General features: G+C 44.1%; 13 protein-coding genes. 9 read left to right on the top strand and 4 right to left on the bottom strand.

The window, feature by feature from the left end:
- Position 1 precedes the first annotated feature (1 nt).
- From ACSLUK_RS08375 to ACSLUK_RS08360, 4 genes are read right to left on the bottom strand one after another with little or no spacing between them, the layout of a single operon-like run.
- Complete coding sequence (locus ACSLUK_RS08375) at positions 2-1,207, bottom strand: AGE family epimerase/isomerase (protein ID WP_448548098.1); 1,206 nt, start codon at positions 1,205-1,207, stop codon at positions 2-4.
- Positions 1,194-2,210, bottom strand: a complete 1,017-nt coding sequence (locus tag ACSLUK_RS08370; protein WP_448548097.1) for a carbohydrate kinase family protein — start codon at positions 2,208-2,210, stop codon at positions 1,194-1,196. Before ACSLUK_RS08370 ends, ACSLUK_RS08375 begins: the two co-directional genes overlap by 14 nt.
- On the bottom strand, positions 2,207-3,466 hold the full coding sequence (locus tag ACSLUK_RS08365) for a sugar MFS transporter (protein WP_448548096.1): 1,260 nt from the start codon (positions 3,464-3,466) through the stop codon (positions 2,207-2,209). The genes ACSLUK_RS08370 and ACSLUK_RS08365 overlap by 4 nt, the downstream gene beginning before the upstream one ends.
- 32 nt (positions 3,467-3,498) lie before the next feature.
- Positions 3,499-5,832, bottom strand: coding sequence for a GH92 family glycosyl hydrolase (locus ACSLUK_RS08360; RefSeq protein WP_448548095.1), 2,334 nt, complete (start codon positions 5,830-5,832; stop codon positions 3,499-3,501).
- A gap of 309 nt (positions 5,833-6,141) precedes the next feature.
- Between ACSLUK_RS08360 and ACSLUK_RS08355 the strand changes: the two genes are divergently transcribed.
- The 9 genes from ACSLUK_RS08355 to ACSLUK_RS08315 all read left to right on the top strand — a co-directional run bounded on the left by ACSLUK_RS08355 (position 6,142) and on the right by ACSLUK_RS08315 (position 23,941).
- Positions 6,142-7,155 carry a LacI family DNA-binding transcriptional regulator gene (locus ACSLUK_RS08355; RefSeq protein ID WP_448548094.1) on the top strand — a complete coding sequence of 338 codons (1,014 nt, stop codon included), beginning with the start codon at positions 6,142-6,144 and terminating at the stop codon, positions 7,153-7,155.
- A 436-nt stretch (positions 7,156-7,591) separates the two neighbouring features.
- Positions 7,592-10,552 (top strand): TonB-dependent receptor, encoded by a 2,961-nt coding sequence (locus ACSLUK_RS08350; protein ID WP_448548093.1) that lies wholly within the window; start codon positions 7,592-7,594, stop codon positions 10,550-10,552.
- Positions 10,553-10,646: 94 nt separating this feature from the next.
- Positions 10,647-13,550 (top strand): discoidin domain-containing protein, encoded by a 2,904-nt coding sequence (locus tag ACSLUK_RS08345; RefSeq protein WP_448548092.1) that lies wholly within the window; start codon positions 10,647-10,649, stop codon positions 13,548-13,550.
- A 189-nt stretch (positions 13,551-13,739) separates the two neighbouring features.
- Positions 13,740-15,509 (top strand): endo-beta-N-acetylglucosaminidase, encoded by a 1,770-nt coding sequence (locus tag ACSLUK_RS08340; RefSeq protein ID WP_448548091.1) that lies wholly within the window; start codon positions 13,740-13,742, stop codon positions 15,507-15,509.
- On the top strand, positions 15,509-16,249 hold the full coding sequence (locus tag ACSLUK_RS08335) for a copper homeostasis protein CutC (protein WP_448548090.1): 741 nt from the start codon (positions 15,509-15,511) through the stop codon (positions 16,247-16,249). The genes ACSLUK_RS08340 and ACSLUK_RS08335 overlap by 1 nt, the downstream gene beginning before the upstream one ends.
- Positions 16,250-16,335: 86 nt before the next feature.
- A complete protein-coding gene (locus ACSLUK_RS08330) occupies positions 16,336-18,948 on the top strand; it encodes a beta-mannosidase (protein WP_448548089.1) in 2,613 nt (870 codons plus the stop codon).
- Between the two features lie 2 nt (positions 18,949-18,950).
- Positions 18,951-20,741: a sodium:solute symporter family protein gene (locus ACSLUK_RS08325; protein ID WP_448548088.1), complete on the top strand. Its 1,791-nt coding sequence runs from the start codon at positions 18,951-18,953 to the stop codon at positions 20,739-20,741.
- A gap of 45 nt (positions 20,742-20,786) precedes the next feature.
- Complete coding sequence (locus tag ACSLUK_RS08320) at positions 20,787-23,042, top strand: GH92 family glycosyl hydrolase (RefSeq protein WP_448548087.1); 2,256 nt, start codon at positions 20,787-20,789, stop codon at positions 23,040-23,042.
- A gap of 23 nt (positions 23,043-23,065) precedes the next feature.
- Positions 23,066-23,941: a glucosamine kinase nucleotide-binding domain-containing protein gene (locus ACSLUK_RS08315; RefSeq protein ID WP_448548086.1), complete on the top strand. Its 876-nt coding sequence runs from the start codon at positions 23,066-23,068 to the stop codon at positions 23,939-23,941.
- Positions 23,942-23,965 lie beyond the last annotated feature (24 nt).

The raw sequence follows: 23,965 nt of genomic DNA, 5'->3' as shown, positions 1-23,965 counted from the left end.
TCTATGACACCTGAGATGACGGCGATAGCGCCGTGTCGCCGAGCACTCTCAGTACTTCAAAGCAAGCGCCTAATGTATGGTAATCACACTTAGCTCCTGCCGCACTCTTTTCATTAGAATATTTAGTGTTATCTCTGCGTAGCACACGAAACCAAGCACCATATTGGTGATCGACAAAATGATCCCAAGCATATTGCCACAATGCGTTATACTGATTCAGGTATTTGTTATCGTCTGTGGCTTGATACAACATGGCGGCAGCTGCAAAACTCTCAGCCTGTACCCAGAAATACTTGTCGTCATCACACCATTTGCCTTCAGGGTCAAAACCATACACTAATCCCTGATGGCTTTGATCCCACGCTGTTTCATAGGCTCGATCAAACAACAACTGCGCACGTTCAAGCATCCACGACTGGGGCTTATAACGATAAAGCATCAAGAGTAATTTTGTCCATTCGGTTTGATGCCCCGGCTGAAAGCCCCAAGGTCGATAGAGGTTTTTCGGATCGTCTTTGTTGTAATGCCAGTCAATAGAAAAATCTGCCTGATAGTGTTCCCAAACTAAACCATTGGTTTTATCTGCTTGCTTCACTGCAATATTTTCAGCAATAGTCAGTGCGCGTTGCAAAAATAGATCATTACTTGTTGCTTCATAAGCTGCAATCATCGCTTCACACAAATGCATGTTGGCATTTTGCCCACGGTAATCACTTAGTATACCGTCAACACTGATTTCATCTGCGTAAAGGCCAAACTCTCCTTGCCAAAAGCGTGATTCAAGCAGTGCGTATGTTTCAAGGAGTTTTTCGTCTGATTGCACGATCCCTGCTTTTCTAGCAGCTGCATAGGCTAACAATACAAATGCGTAACCATAAGCTTGTTGAGTCATGTCTTGTGGTTGGCCATCTTGCAGTGTCCAAGCATAAGTTTGGCTGTCTGGTTGCCAGTGGACTTGCTCTAGGTAATCAATGCCATGCTTGGCGTTCTCAAGATATTTGGCGTTATCAAATACCATGCCTGACAATGCGTAATTAACGATGATGCGCGTACTGCTTACCAGTTGTTGAAAACCTGTATTAAATGGTTGTCCATTATCATAAAAGTTTTGCAAATAGCCGCCCGTTGGGCTGATAACAACAGGGTCATAGAATGCGAGAATTGACTGACAATGATTTAAGAGAAAATCGCGATTAAAGAACTGCATGAGACGCTCCTGATTGTTTCGTTGGCAGCTGTGGCAAATATGCCGAAGGCCAGTGTTGTTCAACTTCACTAAAGCTAGGCAAGGCCGGAAATGCACCCGGTTTAGTCACAGTATGGGCACCGCAATGTGCAGCAAACTGAATTAAGGCCAATAGAGTATCAAATGACCTTAACGCAGCCTTTGGCTGCTCAAAACAGCTAAATGCCATAAGTAATGCGCCACTAAATGCATCACCACCGGCTGTGGTGTCAATAGCTTTAACTGCCGGAGCCGAAACAGATTGCTTGCCTTGAAGAGTGATAAATTCGATATCATGTTCACCATCAGTGATAACAAGCAGCGAAACCCCTCGTGACAAGCAGGTATCGATATATTGTTGTTCGTTTCCTTGTGATAGATAAGTAAATTCATCGCGAGAAAATTTAATCACATCAGCGTGGTACACTAACTCATTGACTAAGTCGCAATCAGCTTGGCCGCTTGGCCAAAGGTTGTGACGCAAGTTAACATCAAAGCTTACAAAAGCGTCATTTGATTTCGCCATTTCTACAGCGAGTTTGGTGGTTTCTGCAATCGCTGCTTCGGTCAGCGTGTTGCTACAAAAATGAAAAATAACCTCTTGATTAAACCAGCTAGCTTGAATTTGCGTTTTATCAAATAGCATGTCAGCAGTTTGCTGGCGGTAAAATGAAAAACTACGATCGCCCGTGTCATCAAGCGTGACAAATGCAAGCGCAGTGCTGGCATGTTCGTGTTTCACCAAGTAATTGACATTGACACCATATTTTTCAAGCGCCTGTTCAAGAAAATGACCGAAGACATCGTCGCCAACTTGCCCAGCAAAATAGGCATTGCCACCAAGTCTTGCCACAGCAACCGCGGCATTGGCAGGCGCGCCTCCGGGATACTGGCAGTAGTTGTTAAGCGACAAACAGCCGTCGGCTTGCGCCCCAGTGTTTAAAAAATCGATGAGCGCTTCACCAAAGCATATTACAGGCTTCATGTATTTACCTCTTCAACGCGAGTATTTTCTTGGGTGCTGCTACCACGTACGGCGTACCAAGCAATATAAATATATGAAAGTGCTGGTACCCAAAAGCTGGCTTGAACAGACGTAAAGTCAGCGGCGACACCCTGAAAGATAGGAATGATTGCACCACCTACAATTGCTTGACACAGTAGTCCAGAGCCTCGACCTGTAAGTGGCCCAAGTCCTTTGATTGCAAGGGTGAAAATGGTTGGGAACATAATAGAATTAAATAAACCAACAGCCAGTATTGACCACATCGCTAATTGGGCTTCAGTAGTCATTGAAATGGCGATAAGTGCAATAACCATAATAGCGTTAAACGCCAATAAATATGTTGGTAGAATATATCGCATCAATGCGGCACCAATGAAACGACCAATCATTGCAGCGCCCCAATAATATGAAACCATCTTGCTCGCTTCGTGTTCGCTCAAGTTTCCTATGTGTGCTTCGGCGAAATAATTGACGAGAAAACTCCCGATTGAAACTTCTGCCCCAACATAAAGAAAGATAGCGAGGGCACCAAATACTAGCGGTGGATGTTTGAATATTGAATCTTTTGACACTTGTGCGGCATGTGGGTCTTCTACATTAGTAATAACTGGAAGTTTAATCACTTTGAATAGAATCGCGGTTATGATCATCACGCTGGCAAGGATGAGATAAGGAAGTTGTACGGCGCTGGCCGCAATGACTGTCGCAGCGCCACCGAAGATGAGTGCGGCACCAAACATTGGCCCTAAAGTATGACCCAATGAATTGATGGCTTGCGCTAAATTTAGTCTGCTTGCTGCGGTTTCGTCCGAACCGAGAACAGCGACATAAGGATTCGCCGAAACTTGAAGAATAGTAATACCACTAGCCAAGACAAACAAACCAAGTAAGAACACCAAGTAGATTTCAACTTCCGCCGCTGGATAAAATATGGCGCAACCAGCCGCAATTGTCAGCAGACCAACAATGATACCTCGTTGGTAACCAATTTTTTCAATCAACTTACCGGCAAAAGGAGAGACAATAAAATACGCACCGAAAAAACAGAACTGCACTAGCATAGCCTCTGTATAGTTAAGTGAGAAAGCTGCTTTAAGGTGTGGGATAAGTATGTCGTTTAATGCGGTAATGAATCCCCAGATGAAGAACAATGAAGTCATAGCGATAAACGCAAATTTCGTATTCAGCGCACTTGGCGTTGCTGATACTTGTCCCGTTGGAATATTAGTGGCCATAGTAGTTACCTTATTCTCATATTTTGTAATGGTTATTGAGCCGTAGATAGTGAAAACGGCACCGCGTCTGGCGTGATAGCCCACTCATAATTAGGGGTTGCTGACATTGAAAAATGTAAACGTCCACCTTGCTGTAATTGATGGTGATCCAACCATGTTTTATTGTGAGCCTTGCCGTTAAATCGCATTGATTGAATGTAGTGATGATTGTCTTGATTATCTTCGGCACTGATAATGAGTTGATTACCGTCTTCAAACGTTAACGTTGCCTGATCAAATAACGGACTTCCAATCACATATTGTGTCGTACCCGGTGTCACAGGGTAGAATCCTAGTGCACTGAATACATACCACGCCGACGTTTGACCATTATCTTCATCACCAGCATAGCCGTCAGGCGCAGGTGTGTAGAGTTGATCCATGACTTGACGTACACGCGTTTGTGCTTTCCACGGTTGCCCAGCATAGTTATATAAATAAATCATATGTTGGATGGGTTGGTTGCCGTGTGCATAATTGCCCATGTTGACGATTTGCATTTCACGAATTTCATGAATCGTGAAGCCGTAATAAGAATCATCAAATTTAGGTGGCATAGTGAATACTTCATCTAATTTATCGGTAAACCCTTTATCACCGCCCATCAATGCCTTTAGTCCGGCAATATCTTGGAAAACAGACCAGGTATAGTGCAAGCTGTTGCCTTCTGTAAAAGCATCACCCCATTTCAGCGGATTAAATGGGCTGTGGAAGCTGCCATCCTGATTCTTGCCGCGCATCCATCGTGTTTCAGGGTCAAAAAGTTGTTGATAGTTGTAGGCTTTCTTTGTGTATTGTTGTACGTCGTCTTCTTTACCGAGTAACTTGGCCAGTTGGGCAATATTAAAATCGGCAAATGCGTATTCTAATGTGCGCGCAGCATTTTCATGAATACCGACATCGTAAGGTACGTAACCTAGCTTGTTGTAATAATCAACGCCTTCTCTGCCAACAGACGACACAGGTCGACCCTCATCGACCGTAGCATTCTTGATGACGGCTTCATACAAGGTATCTATATCAAACCCTCTGATGCCTTTTACATAAGCGTCGGCGATATTTACCGCAGAGTTTGAGCCAATCATGACGCCGCGATGACCCGGACTCGCCCATTCAGGTAGCCACCCCGATTCTTTATAGGTGTTAGCAAGTCCTTCCATGATCTGGGCATCCATGGTTGGATACATTAAGGTGAAAAATGGGAAAACGGCACGGAAAGTATCCCAAAAGCCATTATCAGTAAACATATAACCGGGCAACACTTCACCGTTGTACGGGCTGTAATGTACGATTTGATTATTCGCGTCCAACTCATAAAACTTTCTTGGGAACAACAGCACTCGATATAACGAAGAATAGAAGGTTTTGACTTTTTCGACGTCGTCATCGGCAATGCGAATGCGGCTTAACTCTTTTTGCCATGCCTCATGAGCACTTGATTTGGTGGAATCAAACGTTGCTTGGCCAATCTCACGATCTAAGTTGAGTTGTGCTTGTTCGGGACTGATGAAAGATGATGCTATTTTTACATGTACCTGTTCGCCGCGTTTGGTGTTAAATTTTATGATCGCGCCCACGTGGTCACCTTCTTGGTGAGTGCTGTTTTTCATTAGTTGCCAATCGTCGCGCCACGTGTGACTTACCGTAAATTCTTTATCGAATTCGGCAACAAAGTAATTGTGGAAGTTGTCTGGTACGCCGCCGTGGTTATTGCGGGCATAACCAATTATTTTGCGTTGTTCGGGTAATATTTTAACCATTGAGCCTTTGTTGAAGGCATCTAGCAAAATATATGAACTGTCGTGTTCAGGAAACGTAAAACGAAAATGGGCGGCGCGCTCAGTTGCGGTGACTTCGGCCGTTACGTCATAATCAGCCAAATACACTTGATAATAGTGTGGGGCAGATGTTTCTGCCTTGTGAGAAAACCATGAAGCGCGTTCATCTTCTTGAAATTTTAGGTCGCCAGTTACCGCCATCAATGAAAATGCAGCATAATCGTTTAGCCACGGGCTTGGTTGGTGAGTTTGTTTGATACCACGGATCTTGTCGTCGTCATACTTGTACGTCCAGCCATCACCCATTTTAGCTGTCATTGGTGTCCAAAAATTCATCCCCCAAGGCGTTGCAACGGCGGGGTAAGTATTGCCATTTGATAAACTGAATTTTGAATCACTGCCAACAAGCGGATTGACATACTGCACTAAGTCTTGTTTGACAATATTGACGGGTGAGGGGCGTTTTTCTTGCAGAGATGGTTGCGTATCACTACTGCAGGCCATGAGTAATCCTGCTAAAAACGTACTTAGTATCAGTGTCTGCTTCATTTTGATTGCTTCTTGGTTGTTAAGTTAATTTATTGTATTTATTTACTTTATAACGATTTTTCATCTCATAAAAAGAAAAATGTAATCGATTACAGTTTTAGGTTATACTAGCGCTAACAAAGTTTCAATAGTGGCTTTTGACTATTTTTAGCGCAAAATGGCATATGTACTTTATCTTTCTCTCTTTACAGAGGATTTTGATGAGTCGTCTTATGTATTTTTCGTTAAATATGAAACAAATTGTTACTTTTCATTGAAAGTGATATCGATTACATTATTCTGCAATTAATTGATAGGTAATTAATAGCTATGTCAACCATTAAGAAAGTATGCCAGTTAGCAGGCGTGTCAAACGCAACGGTGTCGCGGGCGTTAAAAACACCGGAATTGGTGAACGAGAAGACGCGAGCGCGTATTTTTAAAGCGATAGAAGAAGCTGGCTATCGACCGAATGGTATGGCGGCAAGCATTAAAACGGGTAAGTCAAATGCCATAGTGGTGTTGGTCCCTAATTTATCAAACCCATTTTTTTCAAAGATTATTCAAGGGATTGAAAAAGCTGCGCAAGAAAATGGTTATTCAGTTTTATTGGGTGATACGCAAGGGGAATCCGCAAGAGAGCATGAGTATGCGGGCATGGTATTGTCAAACCGTGCTGATGGCATCATTCATCTTGATCACTCGTTTCCATTCTCAGCAAGCGATGCACGACTGGCAGAAAATATTCCAATTGTCAGTGTTTGTGAGCGCATTGTTGCCGACAAAAAATACCCTGTGGTTGAATTAGACAACTATTCGGCATGTCGTGCACTTGCTACTCATTTAGCGAGTTACGGCCATAGAAAATTTGGTGTCATCGCTGGGCAAATTGAGAGTCAAATTCATCGTGATCGTTTAGGCGGTATCAAGAGTGTGTTAGCAGAAGAAGGGATTGAATTTGACGACAGTCTTGTTGTCGGTGGCGCCTATACGATGGAGGCTGGCGAGCAAGGCGTTCGAGAATTATTGGCTCACTCTACCAAACCAACCGCGATATTTTGCTTTAATGATGATATTGCCATTGGTGCAATTCACGAAATTAAAAAGCATGGGTTAAAGGTGCCTGACGACATATCTGTGGTTGGTTTTGATAATATCAAGGTATCAGCATATATTGACCCTCCATTAACGACGATTGATCAGCCTGCCTATGAAATGGGACAAAAAGCGGTAGAAGTGCTAGTACAACAAATGCAGCAGCAACCGCTGCATAAAGATCGCGAGATTCTTCCATATCGTTTACTCGAAAGAGCCAGTTCCGGCCCTGTTAAGAGTGACCAGTAGTTTTTGACTGGTTACTTTTAAAACAATTCAATTGTATTGCCTTTGTGAGGCAACTATCTGTTTTTTAATACTTTAATGTGTCAAAAAAAGTAGCGTCACCTCATTCTATTTTCATTGATTTCTCAACGATGCTCTAGATTTGTTTAAAAAATATTCGCGTTTGATGTTGACATCATTTTTTAATGAAACTAGTATCGTATCTCATGTAATCGATTACATTTGTGTTATTGGTTTAGGGAATTTGTAACTTTTTGGCTACTTTTTAATTGTTTTGGTAGCTTTTTTTATTCCTTGAAATGTAATCGATTACATTTAAGCGTTTAAGCCCGAGAACTTGGCCTGTTTGATCGCTGCTTAGCAAGTCTTAGCCGTAAACGTGCCCTTAACTATAAAAACGAATAATTAAAAAAATAAGAAACACTGGAGGAGAATAAACATGCAGACGAGTATCAAAGGTACGGCAGTCTCGCTTCCTTTATCGACTTTCTTTAAACGGTCAATGCTTTGTACGGCAATTATGTGCGCAATAGGTACTGCACAAGCGCAAGAAGCTGTAGAAGTTGACGAGAAAAAGAAAAAAGAGGAAATCGAGGTTATTGAAGTTAGCGGCATTTTAGCTAGCTCGGCAAGAAACTTATCAATTAAGCGTCTCTCTAATGCTATGGTTGACGCCATTACTGCTGAAGATATTGGTAAATTTCCAGACAAAAACGTCGCTGATTCGTTGCAGCGTGTGCCAGGTGTGGTTATTCAACGTTCAGGTGGCGAAGGCTCAACCGTGAGTATTCGTGGTTTATCATCCGATCTTACTTATACCCAACTCAATGGCAATTTTATTGCTTCTTCACCGGGTGAGCCATCGCGTTCATTTGATTATGCGTTGTTACCGTCGGCGATGATTGAAAAAGTTGAGGTGTATAAGTCGCCTGAAGCTCGCATTGATGAAGGTGGTGTTGGTGGTACGGTACGATTACATACCCGTAAGCCGCTTAACATGGATGCTAATTCTGGCACGATTGCTGTTGAAACCAGCTATGCGGATGTAACAGATAAATATGAACCGCAAATGACTGGTGTTTATTCGTGGAAAAACGAGCAGGAAGACTTCGGCGTGCTCGTTGGTTACACCAAACAAAAGCGTACGAACCGTACATTATCAGGTAGTGCAAACACTTGGCGCTGGACTGGGCCATCAAGTACCTCTAGCGATGTGAATGGTAATATTGTAGACAATACATTAACCAATGCTGCGCCTGTAGATGCCTTAGGTAACAAATATGAAAATGTTTGGGTACCTCAATTTACCCGTGTCAGCGTTTTTGAAGAAACGCGTGACCGTGAAGGCTTACAGTTTACGACCCAATGGATGCCAAATGATAATCTTGAGCTGTCATTTAACTATTTTCGCTTTACCCTTGGACTAGATTCAACCATGTCGGCGATTGACATGCCGGAGTGGAGCCTCACTAATGGCACAATTACTGACGTAACACTTGATGACTCAGGCACTATTATTACCGGGTTAGACTATTCCGCTGGTGCTACAGGTACTGAGCAGATGATGCACTTCCCTTGGGTGCGTGGTGTCTACAACCGCGAAGAGTCAACGTCTGATACATTCGATTTTTCTGCCACTTATGAAGGTGATTCATATCAACTACGCGTGGTACTTGGCCACACTGAAGCTGAAGGTGGGCCAGAAGAGCGCTACGAAGCTGCATACTATGCGTCTAACAAAGATACAGGCGAAGCTGCATTAGAAAATGCAGCGATGTATTCGGGCTGGTCAATCCACGACCGCCAAATGAATGTCTATATGGATCCTAATATCATTAACAACCTACAAGCTGGTGTGGGCGGTGGTGTTGATCCTGGGTCGTCAAATTCGAGTTTTGTTACGAGTAGCATAGAGGAAGATTACTTCCAGACTGACGTTGATTTTGACATTGATTACGGCATATTTACAACGATTAGGGCTGGCGTGAAATATCGCAAGTCGCAGTTGCACCGTGAGACGCGAAATACTTTTTATCTTGATCCAAGCTTTGATATAGCTGCGGGCGAGGCGAGTGAAAACGGTATTACCCGTGCTGACAGCTATCAGTGGAATGGTGGCATGCCTGACGCAACGACTATCATGAATGACAGCTCAGTGGGCAATATTCCGGGTGGCTTCAATATTAATATCATGCCTTCAATTAACTGGGATGCTTACGCAAGTTACCTTCGCGATAACTTCGTTAAATATACGCGCCGTGAACCAAACTTTGTTTATGATATTGAAGAAAAGATCACCTCAGGTTATATCCAAGGGGATTTCGATGGTGATCGCTATCGCGGTAACATCGGGGTGCGTGTTGTCAAAACTGACACGACGGGGGCATCAACGGATTTATTCACCTTCTTCAAAGACTACTGGGATGCTGATGGTAATCAGTTAAGTGGCGATGAATTTTCCGAAGAAGAATACATTTTAGTCTCGCAAAATAACAGCGATACCATTGTACTACCGAGTTTTAACATAGCTTGGGAAGCGACTGACAAACTTGTGGTACGTGGTGCTATGGCCAAAGTGATTTCACGCCCTGATTATAGCTCTCTAGGCAGTCAGGAAAGACTTACCTGGATCTCAAGTGAGTTTGCCTCAGATCGCGCTGAATTCAACACTATTCCTGGCTGGTCTGGTTCAGGTGGTAACAAAAACCTGAAACCTTATGAAGCGGTCCAAACCGATATCAGTGTGGAATACTATTATGGCGAAGGCTCTGCGGTTGGAATCGCGTTCTTCAACAAAGATGTAGATAATTTCGTTGTACCGCTAACTATTGATACAACACGCGATATTCCTGATCGTACGTTTGAAATTGCTGGGCAGGTTGTTAATGCTGGCGGTGATAATGTCATGATCGAGAACTACAGCACTGTAGGTAATGGCTCAGACGCGACGTCTCGCGGCGTTGAAGTCTTCATGCAGCATGCGTTCGATAACGGATTCGGCTTCTATACCAACTACACCTATAACGACACGAATAAAGCAGACGTAGATGTGGCGGGTGAAAAAATTGGCGAATCTGGTTTGATTGGAAGTGCCGACTATCAGTTTAACTTTTCAGCCTATTACGAAAACAATGACTTTAGTGTGCGTGCTTCATATAACCTTCGCGGAGAACGCCTATTAGGCATTGCTAACGGCATGAACGTATATGCTGATGAATATGACCAAATCGACGTCAATGCATCCTACAACATAACTGACAAACTAGTCGCGACAGCGTCAGTCATTAACTTAACTGAATCAGAAAGTTATAACCATGTTGGTGATGATACCCAAGCACGCTTTCGTAGTAACTCGTATTCCGGTCGTCGCATTTATGCCGGAATTTCTTACAGCTTCTAATCATGGCGCATCAAGCAAATCTAGAACAAATCAAACGACAAGTGATTTGCGCGATGCATGAAGCGAGATAAAACGAATATTTAGAGGAAGAATAATGAAAAACTCAAGATTCTCAGTTGTCGCGACATCAATGGCGGTAGCGCTCGCTGCGTTGACCGGGTGTGGCGGTAGCAGTGACGACCCCAAAGCGGAAAATGTCCCAGTTACACTGGATACTACATTTGCAGATATCGGCGGTAATGCCATAAAAGGTACGATGGCATACGCCAACGTCTCGGTTAAAGCACTCAATGGCTCTGCGCTATCCATCGAAAACGATAGCCCACAAACTAATGCTGAAGGCAGTGCGAACATAACGGTGCATGGCGATGCAGGGTTTGGTATTAACAGCATCATTAAAGTGAGTGTAAAGGCCGATGCTAGCACTATGATGACGTGTGACGCTGCTGCTTGTGGTGACACTAGTATGGGATCAATGGTGACGGGTAACGCTATAGCGGGTACAGAATTATCAACATTAACCTATCTGGCAGTACCATATGGTGCTTCATCAGATGGTGTTACTGATGCATCGTTCAATGCCAATGTCTTTACTACCTTCGCGACAAAGCTAATTGAACGAGATATCGCCGAAGGGCGCAATGTTTCAACCTTACAGTTATTGGAATTAGCACAGGCAGAATACTCTACGTTAGTGCTAAAGGCGTTAGGTTACGACGGTAAAAATATCAATGTTTTCACACAATCATTGGTCAGCGCGGAATCAACCGACAACTTCATTTTAGAAACTAGCTGCGAGCAAGTAGCGGTCACAGACGAGAACGGTGATGCTGTTGTAGATGACGATGGTAATCAAGTCACAGAAGAACAGTGTACCGATACGTATGTTGATGCAGATATTGCCTTTCTTTCGATGCTCAATGGCGCGTTCTCACAGTTTGACGAAGGGTATAATCAAAGCGCTGCTTTGGCCAGCGCCTACGCGAACTTAGAAGCTGCGTTGGCAGGTAATCCTGATGCGTTAGTGGCACTTAGACAGCCTTTGGCTGAGGCATTGAACGAAAGTTCGGTTGTACAGGCATTTGGTTTGACTGCAGATAGCATTGTTGATGTTGAACTCGCGTTGTTCGAACAGAATGAATCGTCAGGTCCGGTACACGAAATTACGACAGTTGCGAATATGGCGAGTGCGACAATAACGGCACGCAATCGCATAAGTGACGGCGAAGCCGAATCGATGGCGTTTGATGGCAACCCAGACACCAAATGGCTTGATCATAATGATTGGGCTGGCGCGCCAACTGCTGACAATCCATCATGGATTCAAGTACAGTTCGCTGAACCACAAGCGGTAAGCACGCTATTTATCACCAGTGCTAATGATGCGCCAGCGCGCGACCCTGAAAACTTCAACATTCAGGCATCGCACGACGGACAAACTTGGGTGACTTTAGCTGAATTCTTAGGTGAGTCATTCGATGAGCGATTTGAACGAAAAGGCTTCCGCTTTAGCAATGCGCTTGAATACAGCTATTACAAGTTAAACATTACCAAGAACAAAGGTGATGATGGCTTAATGCAACTTGCTGAAATTGCTTTTGTTGGCCCTATTTATCCAAGTGCGACTCATTCAAATGACGCGGGTAAAACAGTTACTGCGAGAAATCGTATTAGCGATGGTGAGGCTGAAAGCATGGCGTTTGATGGCAACCCTGAAACTAAATGGCTCGACCACAATGATTGGGCTGGTGCGCCTTCCGAAGACGACCCTTCATGGATTCAGGTAGATTTTACTGATGCAGTCGCTGTAAATGTGCTGGGTTTGACGAGCGCGAATGACGCCGATGCGCGTGATCCGGAAAACTTTAATGTGCAAGGTTCAAATGATGGCGGTCAAACTTGGGTAACACTAGGTACTTGGTTAGGTGAGTCATTCGACAATCGTTTTGAACGTAAATTATTCAATTTTAACAATACGTTGGCATTTCAAACGTATCGCGTCAATATCACTAAAAACAAAGGTGATGATGGGTTAATGCAAATTGGCGAGATTGAATTAATCGGTCCTAAGCTACCAGATTTGAATCATGCCATGGCGCCTGATGTTGTTATCACAGCACGTAATCGTATTAGTGATGGTGAACACGAAACCAAAGCGTTTGACGGCGATGTCAATACAAAGTGGTTAGATCACAATGATTGGGCTGGTGCTCCATCTATTGAAAATCCGTCGTGGGTGCAAGTGCAATTACCACAACCACAAACAGTGAATAAACTGATTTTGGTCAGCGCTAATGATGCTGATGCCCGTGACCCAGAAAACTTTAATGTGCAAGCGTCAAATGATGGTGAAAACTGGGTAATGTTGGCGGAGTTTTTAGGTGAATCATTTGATAATCGCTTTGAACGTAAAGCTCTTAGCTTTAGCAATGACCTTGCTTATAGTTACTATCGCTTTAATATCACTAAGAATAAAGGTGATGATGGACTAATGCAGATTGCTGAGATTGCACTCGTAGGGCCGCAATATCAGGCGATCGATCATTCAAGTAGAGCGGGTGTCACTATCACGGCTCGTAACCGCATCGGTGATGGTGAACACGAGAGTAAAGCATTCGATGATGACGTGAATACTAAGTGGTTAGATCACAACGATTGGGCGGGGGCACCGAGCGAAGAAAATCCTGCTTGGGTACAAATTGACTTACCAAGCGCAAGCATTGTTAGCTCATTGGCTATTACCAGTGCAAATGATGCCGACAACAGAGACCCTGAAAACTTTAATATTCAAGGCTCAAACGATGGCGGAGCAACCTGGACAACACTTGCTAGTTGGATAGGTGAGTCATGGGATGAACGTTTTCAACGTCAGTTATTTGAGTTCGGCAATGGTTTTGCATTTACCAGCTACCGTATCAATGTTACTAAAAACAAAGGCGATGATACGTTGATGCAAATTGCTGAAATCGAACTCATCGGCATTGATATGCAAGATTAGGAGTATGTTCAAGTTGCGTGCATGTGTATTTCTCCCAACACACACGGCACATGCACGCAGACTTGGGCTATTGATAGGGACTATCGCTTTGAAGTGGTTAGTTATCACCACTTCAAACCGATATTACTTAAATCAACACACGCTAGAATAACTAAAACAATAATTACCAATAATCAGTAATAGTTACTTATGACAATTAAACTCTCTACAGCCTTGCTACTCTCCTTATCGGTGCTTGCATCGTCATCTTGGGCTAAGGCAAAGATAAATAACAATCAGCCGCCATTGTCGTTGACCGTAGCGCAATTAGAGCAATGGTCGCCTGACTCATCCCTAGCCGATAAGCGCCACATCGCAACAATGCCATTGCAGCCTCGTGTGGTGGCTGAACTGGGTAACCGCACCGAGCGGCTTGATGGCAACGTAAAAGTGCTTATCGCGCCAGACGGTATGAATAATTTGGCCAATTATCTTGGCGAGCAATCGCAATTCAATTTATATAATTTTACCCATTGGTCACATATCGACGTCATAAATTGGTTCGCAGGTACCGCCAATGAAACGGTGAGTTTACCATCGAAACCTTGGGTAGAAGCGGCCCACAAAAATGGTGTGAAAGTTATAGGAACAGTGTACTTGGCGGTAGCTCAGTATGGCGGCAATATTGAGACCGTTGAACGCATGGTTCAACAAGACGCTCAGGGCCGATTCCCATTAGCACATCAACTGGTAGCAATTGCATCATTCTACGGATTTGATGGTTGGTTGATTAATCCTGAAACAGACCTGACACGAATTAAAGACGAAGACGGCAATCTAGTAGAGGGGCAGTTTCAAACCCAGCGTGCAGCTAAGGTGGCCAAGCAAGTGCAAGCGTTCATGCTGTACCTGACAGAGCTTGCGCCAGATGAAATGGAAATACACTGGTATGACGCGATGTTGCTTGACGGCACGGTTAGGTGGCAAAACCAGCTGAATGAGCGAAATGCCGATTTTTTCCAGCTATCACAAGGTAATAAAAAACGTGCCAGCGATGCGATGTTTCTTAATTACTGGTGGAATGGTGAAATGGTTGAACAATCACATCATTTTGCCAAACAACTTGGGCGCTCGCCTTACGATCTCTATTTTGGTGCAGATTTATCGCCTATGCGTAATGCGCAACGAATTTATGAGCGCCGACAGTGGCTAGACGCGTTATTTACCAACAACGGCACCCAAGGTCTCAGTTCAATCGCACTATTTGCTAACGATGTGAATTTCACTTATGTGGGGAATGAGCAGCGTGCAGCATTCAGTCATTTTAAAAATGATGCAAATGATGTGAGACGTTTTCATGACGCAGAAGTACGGTTATTTGCTGGTGACGACCTCAATATTTATACCGACGATTTAGCGCAGCACTGGCCGGGAATTGCTCGCTACGTACCAGCAAAAGCCCCAGCCTTATCCTTACCATTTTCGACTAGCTTTAACACGGGACATGGCCGCGTAAAAGCGAATCAAGGCAAGATGATTCAGCGTGCATGGCATGATGTAAGCCAACAAGACATCTTACCGACTTGGCAGTTTGCCGTTCAAGGTGAGCCAGACACACAGGTTTTCTACGACTTTGACCACGTATATCAAGGTGGCAATTCACTAGCGATTCAAGCGCCAGCAAAAGGAAAAGGAAACTATATTCCGCTCTATCACACATCATTGACGCTTCATGATAATGCAGAGCTGGCAGTTACGTTTATGCATCAACAAGCGGGGCAGCATATTTCGTTAACACTCGAAACCTTAGACGGAGAAATTATTTCACAACCGTTGACGGGTGAAGTGGGCGTGTGGCAAACGCGTAAACTTGCGCTTGGTGACTACGCGAAAAGTATTGTTTCACGTATTTCTCTGAGCGTTAAAGCAGGCCAACCTGAGGCTTTAACAACCTATATTGGTCAATTGGACGTACGCTAATGGCAGCCATTGAAATTTGTCTGGCGAGTGATACCCAAGCGGTTCTGGCGCAACAAGTAGAAAGCATTTGTCATGCCGGTGCTGCGCGTATTGAGTTGTGTGCACAAATGGATAAAGCCGGACTAACACCAAGCCGTCACGCCATTGCTACCGCGAGAGCAGCATCCAAAAATAGCGTTGAGTTACTGGTTATGGCGCGTCCTCGTGGTGGTGATTTTCACTATGATGGAACAGAGATAAACCTTTTGCGCGAACACATCAAATCGGCGGCAGACAATGGGGCAAATGGTGTTGTTTTGGGAGCAACTAATTCAGTTGGCTCTGATTTCGACTACACCGTCATGGAGGAGTTAATTATGTTAGCACACCAACTAGAGTTGTCGGTTAGTGTCCATCGAGCATTCGATGTGATTGCCGATCGTAAATCTGCACTAAATCAACTTAATGAATGGAAAGTAAAACGAGTATTAACCTCCGGTGGTAAATGGGGAAGCCATTCACAAGCTACTGATAATCAACAATTCTTGTGCGAGTTAATTGCGCTTGCTGGTGATTCGTTGGAGATTGTTGTAGCTGGTGGGGTCAATGTTAATCAGATACAGCAATTAAACACCGCATTTGTTCAAGCAAATGGCCGTTTTTCGTACCACGCCTATTCCAGTGTTTTGTCCCATAGCAGTGAGGTTAACGACGTTATTGACCCACAAAAGGTAAGAGAGCTGGTAGAAGCCGCTACTTAACATGGCTTCGCCAATCAGCTTATGCAATCAACCATTTTCGCGCCATGCGTCAATAATTTCCCAGAGTAGGATGAAGTAACAAAATTATGCTTAAAAAAGTAAATACGCCAGTTCAAGTACAAATGCCATCGGCAGACACAACGACATTGTCGTTAAACGGCCAATGGCAATTTCGCCAAGGTGGTGAGCAAGACTGGCTGCCAGCGCAAGTGCCCGGTTGTAATTTTTCCGACTTGTCCACCAATGGCATAATCAATGACCCTTTCTACCGTGATGAAGAACATAAACTACAGTGGATAGAGCACGAGGATTGGGAATATAAGCGCACGTTTACAGTGGATTCCGTGTCATTACTGCATTGTGAACTGACATTGGTTTTTGAAGGGTTAGATACTTACTGCGATGTCTACCTCAACGGCATTCATATTCTGGCGAGCAAAAACATGTTTGTAGGTCATCGAGTACCTTGTAAGCAATGGATTAGGGCGGGTGACAACGAACTATTGATTCAGTTTCGTTCACCGATTAAAGAAACTATGCCGCAATACTTAGCTAATGGATTTACTTATCCCGCTGAAAATGACAAATCAGAAGAGCGATTGAGCGTTTTTTCACGCAAGGCACCCTACCATTTTGGATGGGATTGGGGACCAAGGTTTGTTACTTCCGGTATTTGGCGCGATATATCATTAGAGTATGTCGACAAAACTCGTATCGCGGACGTACATGTGAGACAGCTGTCAGTATCGACAGCGCAAGCTGAATTGTCATTTGACGTAACTCTCGACAGCTTGTTTCCGGTCGATGGTGTCATTGAATTATCTTGTGACAATGTGGACGGCATCAAGGTTATCTCAAGCCCTGTAGCTATCAATAGCAAAGGTGAGTCCGTTCATTCACTCAACGTCATCATTAAACAACCTAAGCTATGGTGGCCCAATGGTTTAGGTGAGGCATTTCTTCATCAATTTCACATACGCTTTGTTGATAAGTTTGGCGCAATTGAACAACGTACGCTCCCTGTGGGCATACGTACAATCGAAGTGGTTAATGAACAAGATGAACATGGTGAGTCCTTCTATTTAAAAGTGAATGGTGAGCCTACTTTTATGAAAGGGGCGAATTATATCCCGTCCGACAGTTTTCTTTCGCGCGTGTCCAATGAGAAATATCAACGCATATTCACTGATGCTGTAGATGCCAATATGAACATGTTACGTGTTTGGGGTGGTGGTGTTTATGAGAGTGACGAATTTTATCGCTTAGCGGATGAATACGGTATCTTGATTTGGCAGGATTTCATGTTTGCCTGTAGTTTGTATCCAGCAGACGATGCATTCATTGATAATGTACGCCAAGAAGTCGAATACAACGTGAAACGCTTGCGTAACCACGCCTGCTTGGCGCTATGGTGTGGCAATAATGAAACAGAAATGGGCATTGAATTTTGGCACTGGCCGACCACATTTAATTACTCAGATGACCTGTATGATCGTCTTAAACAAGAGTACAACTTGTTATTCAATGATGTGTTGCCCACATTGACTGCCAAATATGATCCTGATCGCTTTTACTTCTCGTCCTCGCCCATAGGATTTTGGGAAAAGCGAGAAGATGATAACCGAGGAGATAATCATTATTGGGGCGTATGGCATGGCGAAGAGCCGTTTGAACAATACAAACACCGCGTGCCGCGTTTCATGAGTGAATATGGTTTTCAATCATTTCCGATGATGTCGTCGGTAAAACGCTACTCAGAACCGGAAGATTGGCACTTAGATTCGAGTGTGATGAAAACGCATCAAAAGCACCCTCGAGGTAATAGCCTGATCGCCCAGTATATGCGCGACGAATTTCCTGCGGCACGAGACTTTGATAGTTTCCTTTATTTAAGTCAGGTACAACAGGCGCTAGGATTAAAAATTGCCTTTGAAGCACATCGCAGTGCTATGCCGTTTTGTATGGGATCGCTCTATTGGCAGTTTAACGATTGTTGGCCTGTCGCTTCATGGTCAAGCATTGATTACTATGGTCACTGGAAAGCCTTGCATTACCAGGCTAAACGTAGCTTTACGCCGGTGTCTGTATTTGTTGATAGGCAAGCCGAACAACTGCAGGTACGTTTAGTATCGGACAAACGGAACGATATCGAATGCCAACTACAACTTAGATTAAGCACACTGTCTGGTGAAGACGTTTGGCAACAAACCTCTGATTTGGTGATTGCAGCAAATAGCAGCAACGAATATGTAACACTAAATTTGGACGAAATTTGTGCAGGCTATGAAGTTAGTGAACTGGTATTCGTTGCACGTTTGTTTTCGTGCCAACAAAGTGGCTCGCAATCAGCTGTATTACTGCATGAGGACTTTCATTATTTTGTGCCTACCAAAGCGCAACAACTACATAAACCTGTTTTTGGCGTCAGTTGCGACTACGCAGACGATTTTGTGATGGTGACATTAGTGAGCGACTGCGTGGCTCGGCAAGTGCATTTATCTTTGAACGAAGTTATTGGCAATGAGCAACAGCTGGCGGCCAATTTTTCAGACAATTTCTTTGACATGTTACCGAAAGAATCAAAAACGGTACGCATACGTATGGAAGGGCTCACCGCAAGGCAACAAGCTTCTTTATTGAGTCATTTGCAGGTAAGGTCATTGGTTGATAGTTTCGAGCGCACGCAAATAGAAGAATAAGAATGAGTTTACAACCCATTGATTTAATAATTATTGCTTCGTATCTCATTGGTACGATTGCTATTGGATTTTACTTGTCTAAACGGGCCAGTAAGAATTTGGATGCCTACTTTCTTGGTGGCAAGCGCATCCCTTGGTGGGTGCTTGGCGTATCTAACGCCTCAGGGATGTTTGATATCACAGGCACGATGTGGCTGGTTTCCATGTGTTTTGTTTATGGGCTAAAAAGCGCCTGGTTACCTTGGATATGGCCGATATTCAATCAAGTCTTCTTAATGATTTACTTATCAGCCTGGCTCAGACGATCCAATGTGATGACTGGCGCCGAATGGCTGCGTAGTCGCTTCGGTACTGGGCGTGGCGCTGAATTGTCGCATATCGCGGTGGTTATTTTTGCTATTGTGAGTGCCATTGGCTTTATCTCCTATGCTTTTAAAGGTATTGGCAAGTTTGCCGTGATCTTCTTCCCATGGGATTTGTCAGCCGACACCTATGCATTAATCATTTTTACGATTACCACGCTTTACGTAGTGAAAGGCGGCATGTTCAGCGTTGTATTCACGGAGTTATTGCAGTTTGTCATTATGACCGTGGCGGCAATTGCAGTTGGGGTTATTGCAATGAACATGGTCTCTAGCGAAGCGCTTAACGCAGCAGTGCCAGAGGGATGGATGTCGATCTCATTTGGTTGGCAGTTGGAGCTCAATTGGCAAGGACTCATTGACTCAGTTAATCAAAAGATTACCGATGATGGTTTTACGCTGTTTGGCTTCTTTTTCATGATGATGCTGTTCAAAGGGGTACTGTCGAGCATGGCGGGCCCTGTGCCGAATTATGATATGCAGCGAATTCTGGCGACCAAAAACCCGAAAGAAGCCGCAAAAATGAGTGGAATTGTTTCACTAGTGATGTTTTTTCCGCGCTATATGATGGTTGCTGGGCTGTCAATTTTGGCCATTGTTTATATGGGGCCTGAAATTCAAGCAAGTCAGCAGCCATTTGATTTTGAACAAATACTACCGTACGCAATCAGTAACTTTATTCCCGTGGGCTTAAGTGGCCTGCTGATTGCTGGCTTATTAGCTGCGTTCATGTCGACCTATGCTGCAACAGTGAATGCAGCTCCTGCTTACATCGTTAACGATATTTATAAGCGTTACTTTCGACCAAATGCCACTGATCAAGAGTACATTCGCATGAGCTATCTGGCGTCTACCTTGTTGGTGGTGTGTGGTGTTGGCTTAGGCTTTGTCATCACTACCATTAACGACGTTATGCAATGGATATTTGGTGCATTGTTTGGCGGTTACGCTGCCGCGAATGTGCTCAAATGGCATTGGTGGCGCTTTAATGCTTATGGTTACTTTTGGGGCATGATGTCTGGCTTGATAGCCTCATTGGCATTGCCGTTGTTGTTTTCAGAGATGCAACCGCTGTTCGCTTTTCCATACTTGCTAGCCGCGGGGCTGTTTGGTTCGATTGCGGGCACGTTATTGACACCGCCAGAAGAAGACGAAGTGTTGATGACATTTTATCGCAACGTACGTCCATGGGGCGTGTGGCAACCAATACATGAAAAAGTGGTCGCTCAAGATCCTGACTTTGTCAGTGGCAATGCTTGTGCGCGTGATTTAACTAACGTCGCGGTTGGCGTTGTGTGGCAACTGTGTTTGGTACTACTACCGATTTATTTGGTGGTAAGAGAATACCATGCAATGGCGATAACGTTTTTTGTACTCGCTGCCACCAGTTATTTCTTAAAGAAAAGTTGGTATGACAAGCTTGAGAATTAAAAGTTTGCCAAAGGCAAACGTGAATAAAGAAGAATAAAGGCAGTTATGAAAAAGATTATCCAGATAAGTCTCGTGGCCAGTTGTATGTTGTTTGGTTGTGGTGGTGACAAGACAACGACAGCATCAGCAACACCGTCGTCGAATTCAGTGAAAGCCGATGTTAATTCGAATGCGAATGCTAACATTGGTAGTGGTGTACTAGATTACGTTGACCCATTCATAGGAACGGGGGGACATGGGCATACCTTTCCCGGTGCCACAGTTCCTTTTGGCATGGTGCAATTAAGTCCTGATAATTTAACCAAAGAGCGCTGGGATTGGACATCAGGTTATCATTACTCTGATGATACGTTAGTGGGATTTAGTCATACTCATTTGTCGGGCACTGGTGTTGGTGATTTACTCGACATTCTGGTGATGCCATTTGTGTCTTCTTACCCTGAAAATACAGAAAATGACATTGGCCGTACCCATGCTAAGTATCAAAAGTCAGATGAACAGGCATCTGCAGGATACTACGCGGTTTATTTACCTAAAGAAGATATTAAGGCTGAATTAACTGCGACTACGCGTGTTGGTGTGCATAAGTATACCTTTGGTGATCAAGGCGTACCTCAATTGCTTGTCGATTTAGGTTTTGCCCAAAATTATGACAAAGCCGTGGATACTTATTTCAAGGTAGAAAATGACACAACATTAGTGGGTCATCGAAAATCGACTGGGTGGGCGAAGAATCAGCCTGTTTACTTTGTGATGCAGTTTAGTCAACCATTTGATTATCAATTGTACCAAGAGCGCAAAGCCATTGCTGGCGCCTCCACGCAAGCTGAAAAAACAGAAGCGGTATTGCGTTTTGAGCGCGCTAGAAATAGCGAATTAACGGTAAAAGTGGGGATTTCGTACGTCAGCATAGAAGGTGCACGAAAAAATTTGGCTGCTGAAGCGGCGCAATCGACATTTGCACAAGTTAGACAAGCAGCTGAAAATCAGTGGCGTAAGCAGCTAAACAAGATTTCGGTGACCAGTGACGATAATCAGTCAAAAACCAAATTTTATACCGCGCTCTATCATTCATTCCTTGCACCGCATGTATTTAGTGATGTAGATGGCGCTTACTTCGGCGCTGATGGTAATGTTCAACATGCCGAAGGCTATACGCGATACACACTGTTCTCATTATGGGATACTTTCCGTGCACTTCACCCATTGCTAACGATCACCAACCCGGAAATGGTGGACGATTTAGTGAAATCCATGATGGCGTTTCATGATGAAGCGGGCATCTTGCCGACATGGGATTTGATGTCAAATGAAACCGACGTGATGATTGGTTATCACGCAGTACCAGTGTTGGTAGATGCATATTTAAAAGGCCTTACCAGCGTTGATCCTAAAAAGTTGTTGGCGGCAAGTAAGAAGTCAGCTATGCAGCAGCGCTTTGGTATCGATTTATTTGCTAAGTATGGCTACATTCCTTCTGAATTAGAAGTCGAAGCGGTGTCGAAAACTTTGGAATACGCCTATGACGATTGGGCTATTGCTCAACTGGCAAAAGCTATTAACAATCAGGCGGATTATCAATATTTCAGTCAGCGTGCACAGTCATTTAAAACGTTATTCGACCTTAGTACTGGTTTCATGCGCGGTAAAGATGCAAGTGGCGACTGGGTGAAAAATTTCAGCCCAACGCATGTTGATCATCGCACCACAGATTACACCGAAGCAAATGCTTGGCAATACACTTGGTTCGTACCACATGACGTTAATGGATTAATTGAGTTATTTGGTTCTCAAACTGCATTTGTGAATAAACTCGATGCGCTTTTCACTGTGAGTTCAAAGATGGAAGGAGACGTGTCGCCAGATATTTCTGGGCTGATCGGCCAATATGCCCATGGTAATGAACCTTGTCACCATATTCCTTACCTATATGCTTTTACAGATCAGGCTTGGAAAGGCGAGGCCCGCATTCGGGAAATACGAGAAATCATGTACCGTGCAGATCCTGACGGGCTTGCGGGCAACGATGATGTTGGACAAATGTCATCTTGGTATATTTTCAGTGCTTTGGGCTTCTATCCTGTTAATCCGGCCAATGGGGAGTTTGTATTTGGTACGCCGCTGTTCGAGCAAGTAATCCTTCAGTTAAACGATAGTAAAACGCTGGAAATCAACGGATTGGGTAACGATGGCGAAAACTACATCAAACAAGTGAAATATAACGATGAAGTTGTTAACCAGCACTATGTTACGTATCAGCAAATCATGGCTGGCGGTAAGCTGACGTTTCAGTTTAAGTAATAAAGAACAGTCTAGGAACAATAATGAATGCTCAATATTACTATGTCGGGATTGATGGCGGTGCGACGAATTGTCGAGCGCGTATCGAGCGACCTGATGGCACTTTGCTAGCGGAAGGATTTGGTGGTAGCGCCAATCCATCTCATGGCAAAGAAACTGTCACTAAATCAATAATGGCGGCAATTGACATGGCGTTGCAGCAAATACCTGAACACGCCATTAGCTACAATTACTTGATTGTTGGTGCTGGGTTGGCGGGACTCCATCTACCAAAATACGTAGCTTTAATGGCGTCGTGGCAACATCCATTTCATCGACTGTTTCTTACTGATGATTTAGTCGTGGCAACGTTAGGTGCGCACAACGGTGGTGATGGAGCAGTTGCCATTGTCGGTACCGGGTTTAGTGCATTGGCGTTGGTGAAAGAGAAGCAAACGCTAATCGGTGGTTGCGGCTTTTTGATGGCGGATCAGTGCAGTGGTTCTTGGATTGGTTATCAGGCCATACAGGCAGTAATGCTAGCAATGGATGGTATAGGCCCTAAGACGTTATTAGCTGAGCACTTACAACCGAAAATTGGTACGTGTGCTATGGACATCGCTGCACGATATCTTGGGGCTAATGCCAGTGAATATGGCCAGTTAGCCTATGATGTTTTTGCTATTGCTGAGCAAGGTGACGAGGTTGCCGAACAAATTTTACGCCATAGTGCACAGTTTATCGAAACCGTTGTGCATCAATTGCGTAAAGCTGAACCACCAAGAATCTCACTCGTTGGCGGTATTGCCGCAAGAATGTCAGATAGGTTGGCTCCTGATATTTGCGCGGTGTTATCACCCGCTTTAAGTACGCCCGAGCAAGGAGCTATTGCATTTGCTCGAGCTAAATATTCAGAATAACAACAAATATAGGGATGACGTTGA

It is taken from the genome of Thalassotalea fusca (genome assembly GCF_053485835.1).
Note: the sequence above shows the minus strand (reverse complement) of the source record. Positions and strands in the feature narration are given on the sequence as shown.

What these genes read in the sequence shown, in the direction of transcription:
- ACSLUK_RS08375 (WP_448548098.1), bottom strand. Translation starts at nt 1,207, where the DNA reads ATGCAGTTCTTTAATCGCGATTTTCTCTTAAATCATTGTCAGTCAATT.
- ACSLUK_RS08370 (WP_448548097.1), bottom strand. Translation starts at nt 2,210, where the DNA reads ATGAAGCCTGTAATATGCTTTGGTGAAGCGCTCATCGATTTTTTAAAC.
- ACSLUK_RS08365 (WP_448548096.1), bottom strand. Translation starts at nt 3,466, where the DNA reads ATGGCCACTAATATTCCAACGGGACAAGTATCAGCAACGCCAAGTGCG.
- ACSLUK_RS08360 (WP_448548095.1), bottom strand. Translation starts at nt 5,832, where the DNA reads ATGAAGCAGACACTGATACTAAGTACGTTTTTAGCAGGATTACTCATG.
- ACSLUK_RS08355 (WP_448548094.1), top strand. Translation starts at nt 6,142, where the DNA reads ATGTCAACCATTAAGAAAGTATGCCAGTTAGCAGGCGTGTCAAACGCA.
- ACSLUK_RS08350 (WP_448548093.1), top strand. Translation starts at nt 7,592, where the DNA reads ATGCAGACGAGTATCAAAGGTACGGCAGTCTCGCTTCCTTTATCGACT.
- ACSLUK_RS08345 (WP_448548092.1), top strand. Translation starts at nt 10,647, where the DNA reads ATGAAAAACTCAAGATTCTCAGTTGTCGCGACATCAATGGCGGTAGCG.
- ACSLUK_RS08340 (WP_448548091.1), top strand. Translation starts at nt 13,740, where the DNA reads ATGACAATTAAACTCTCTACAGCCTTGCTACTCTCCTTATCGGTGCTT.
- ACSLUK_RS08335 (WP_448548090.1), top strand. Translation starts at nt 15,509, where the DNA reads ATGGCAGCCATTGAAATTTGTCTGGCGAGTGATACCCAAGCGGTTCTG.
- ACSLUK_RS08330 (WP_448548089.1), top strand. Translation starts at nt 16,336, where the DNA reads ATGCTTAAAAAAGTAAATACGCCAGTTCAAGTACAAATGCCATCGGCA.
- ACSLUK_RS08325 (WP_448548088.1), top strand. Translation starts at nt 18,951, where the DNA reads ATGAGTTTACAACCCATTGATTTAATAATTATTGCTTCGTATCTCATT.
- ACSLUK_RS08320 (WP_448548087.1), top strand. Translation starts at nt 20,787, where the DNA reads ATGAAAAAGATTATCCAGATAAGTCTCGTGGCCAGTTGTATGTTGTTT.
- ACSLUK_RS08315 (WP_448548086.1), top strand. Translation starts at nt 23,066, where the DNA reads ATGAATGCTCAATATTACTATGTCGGGATTGATGGCGGTGCGACGAAT.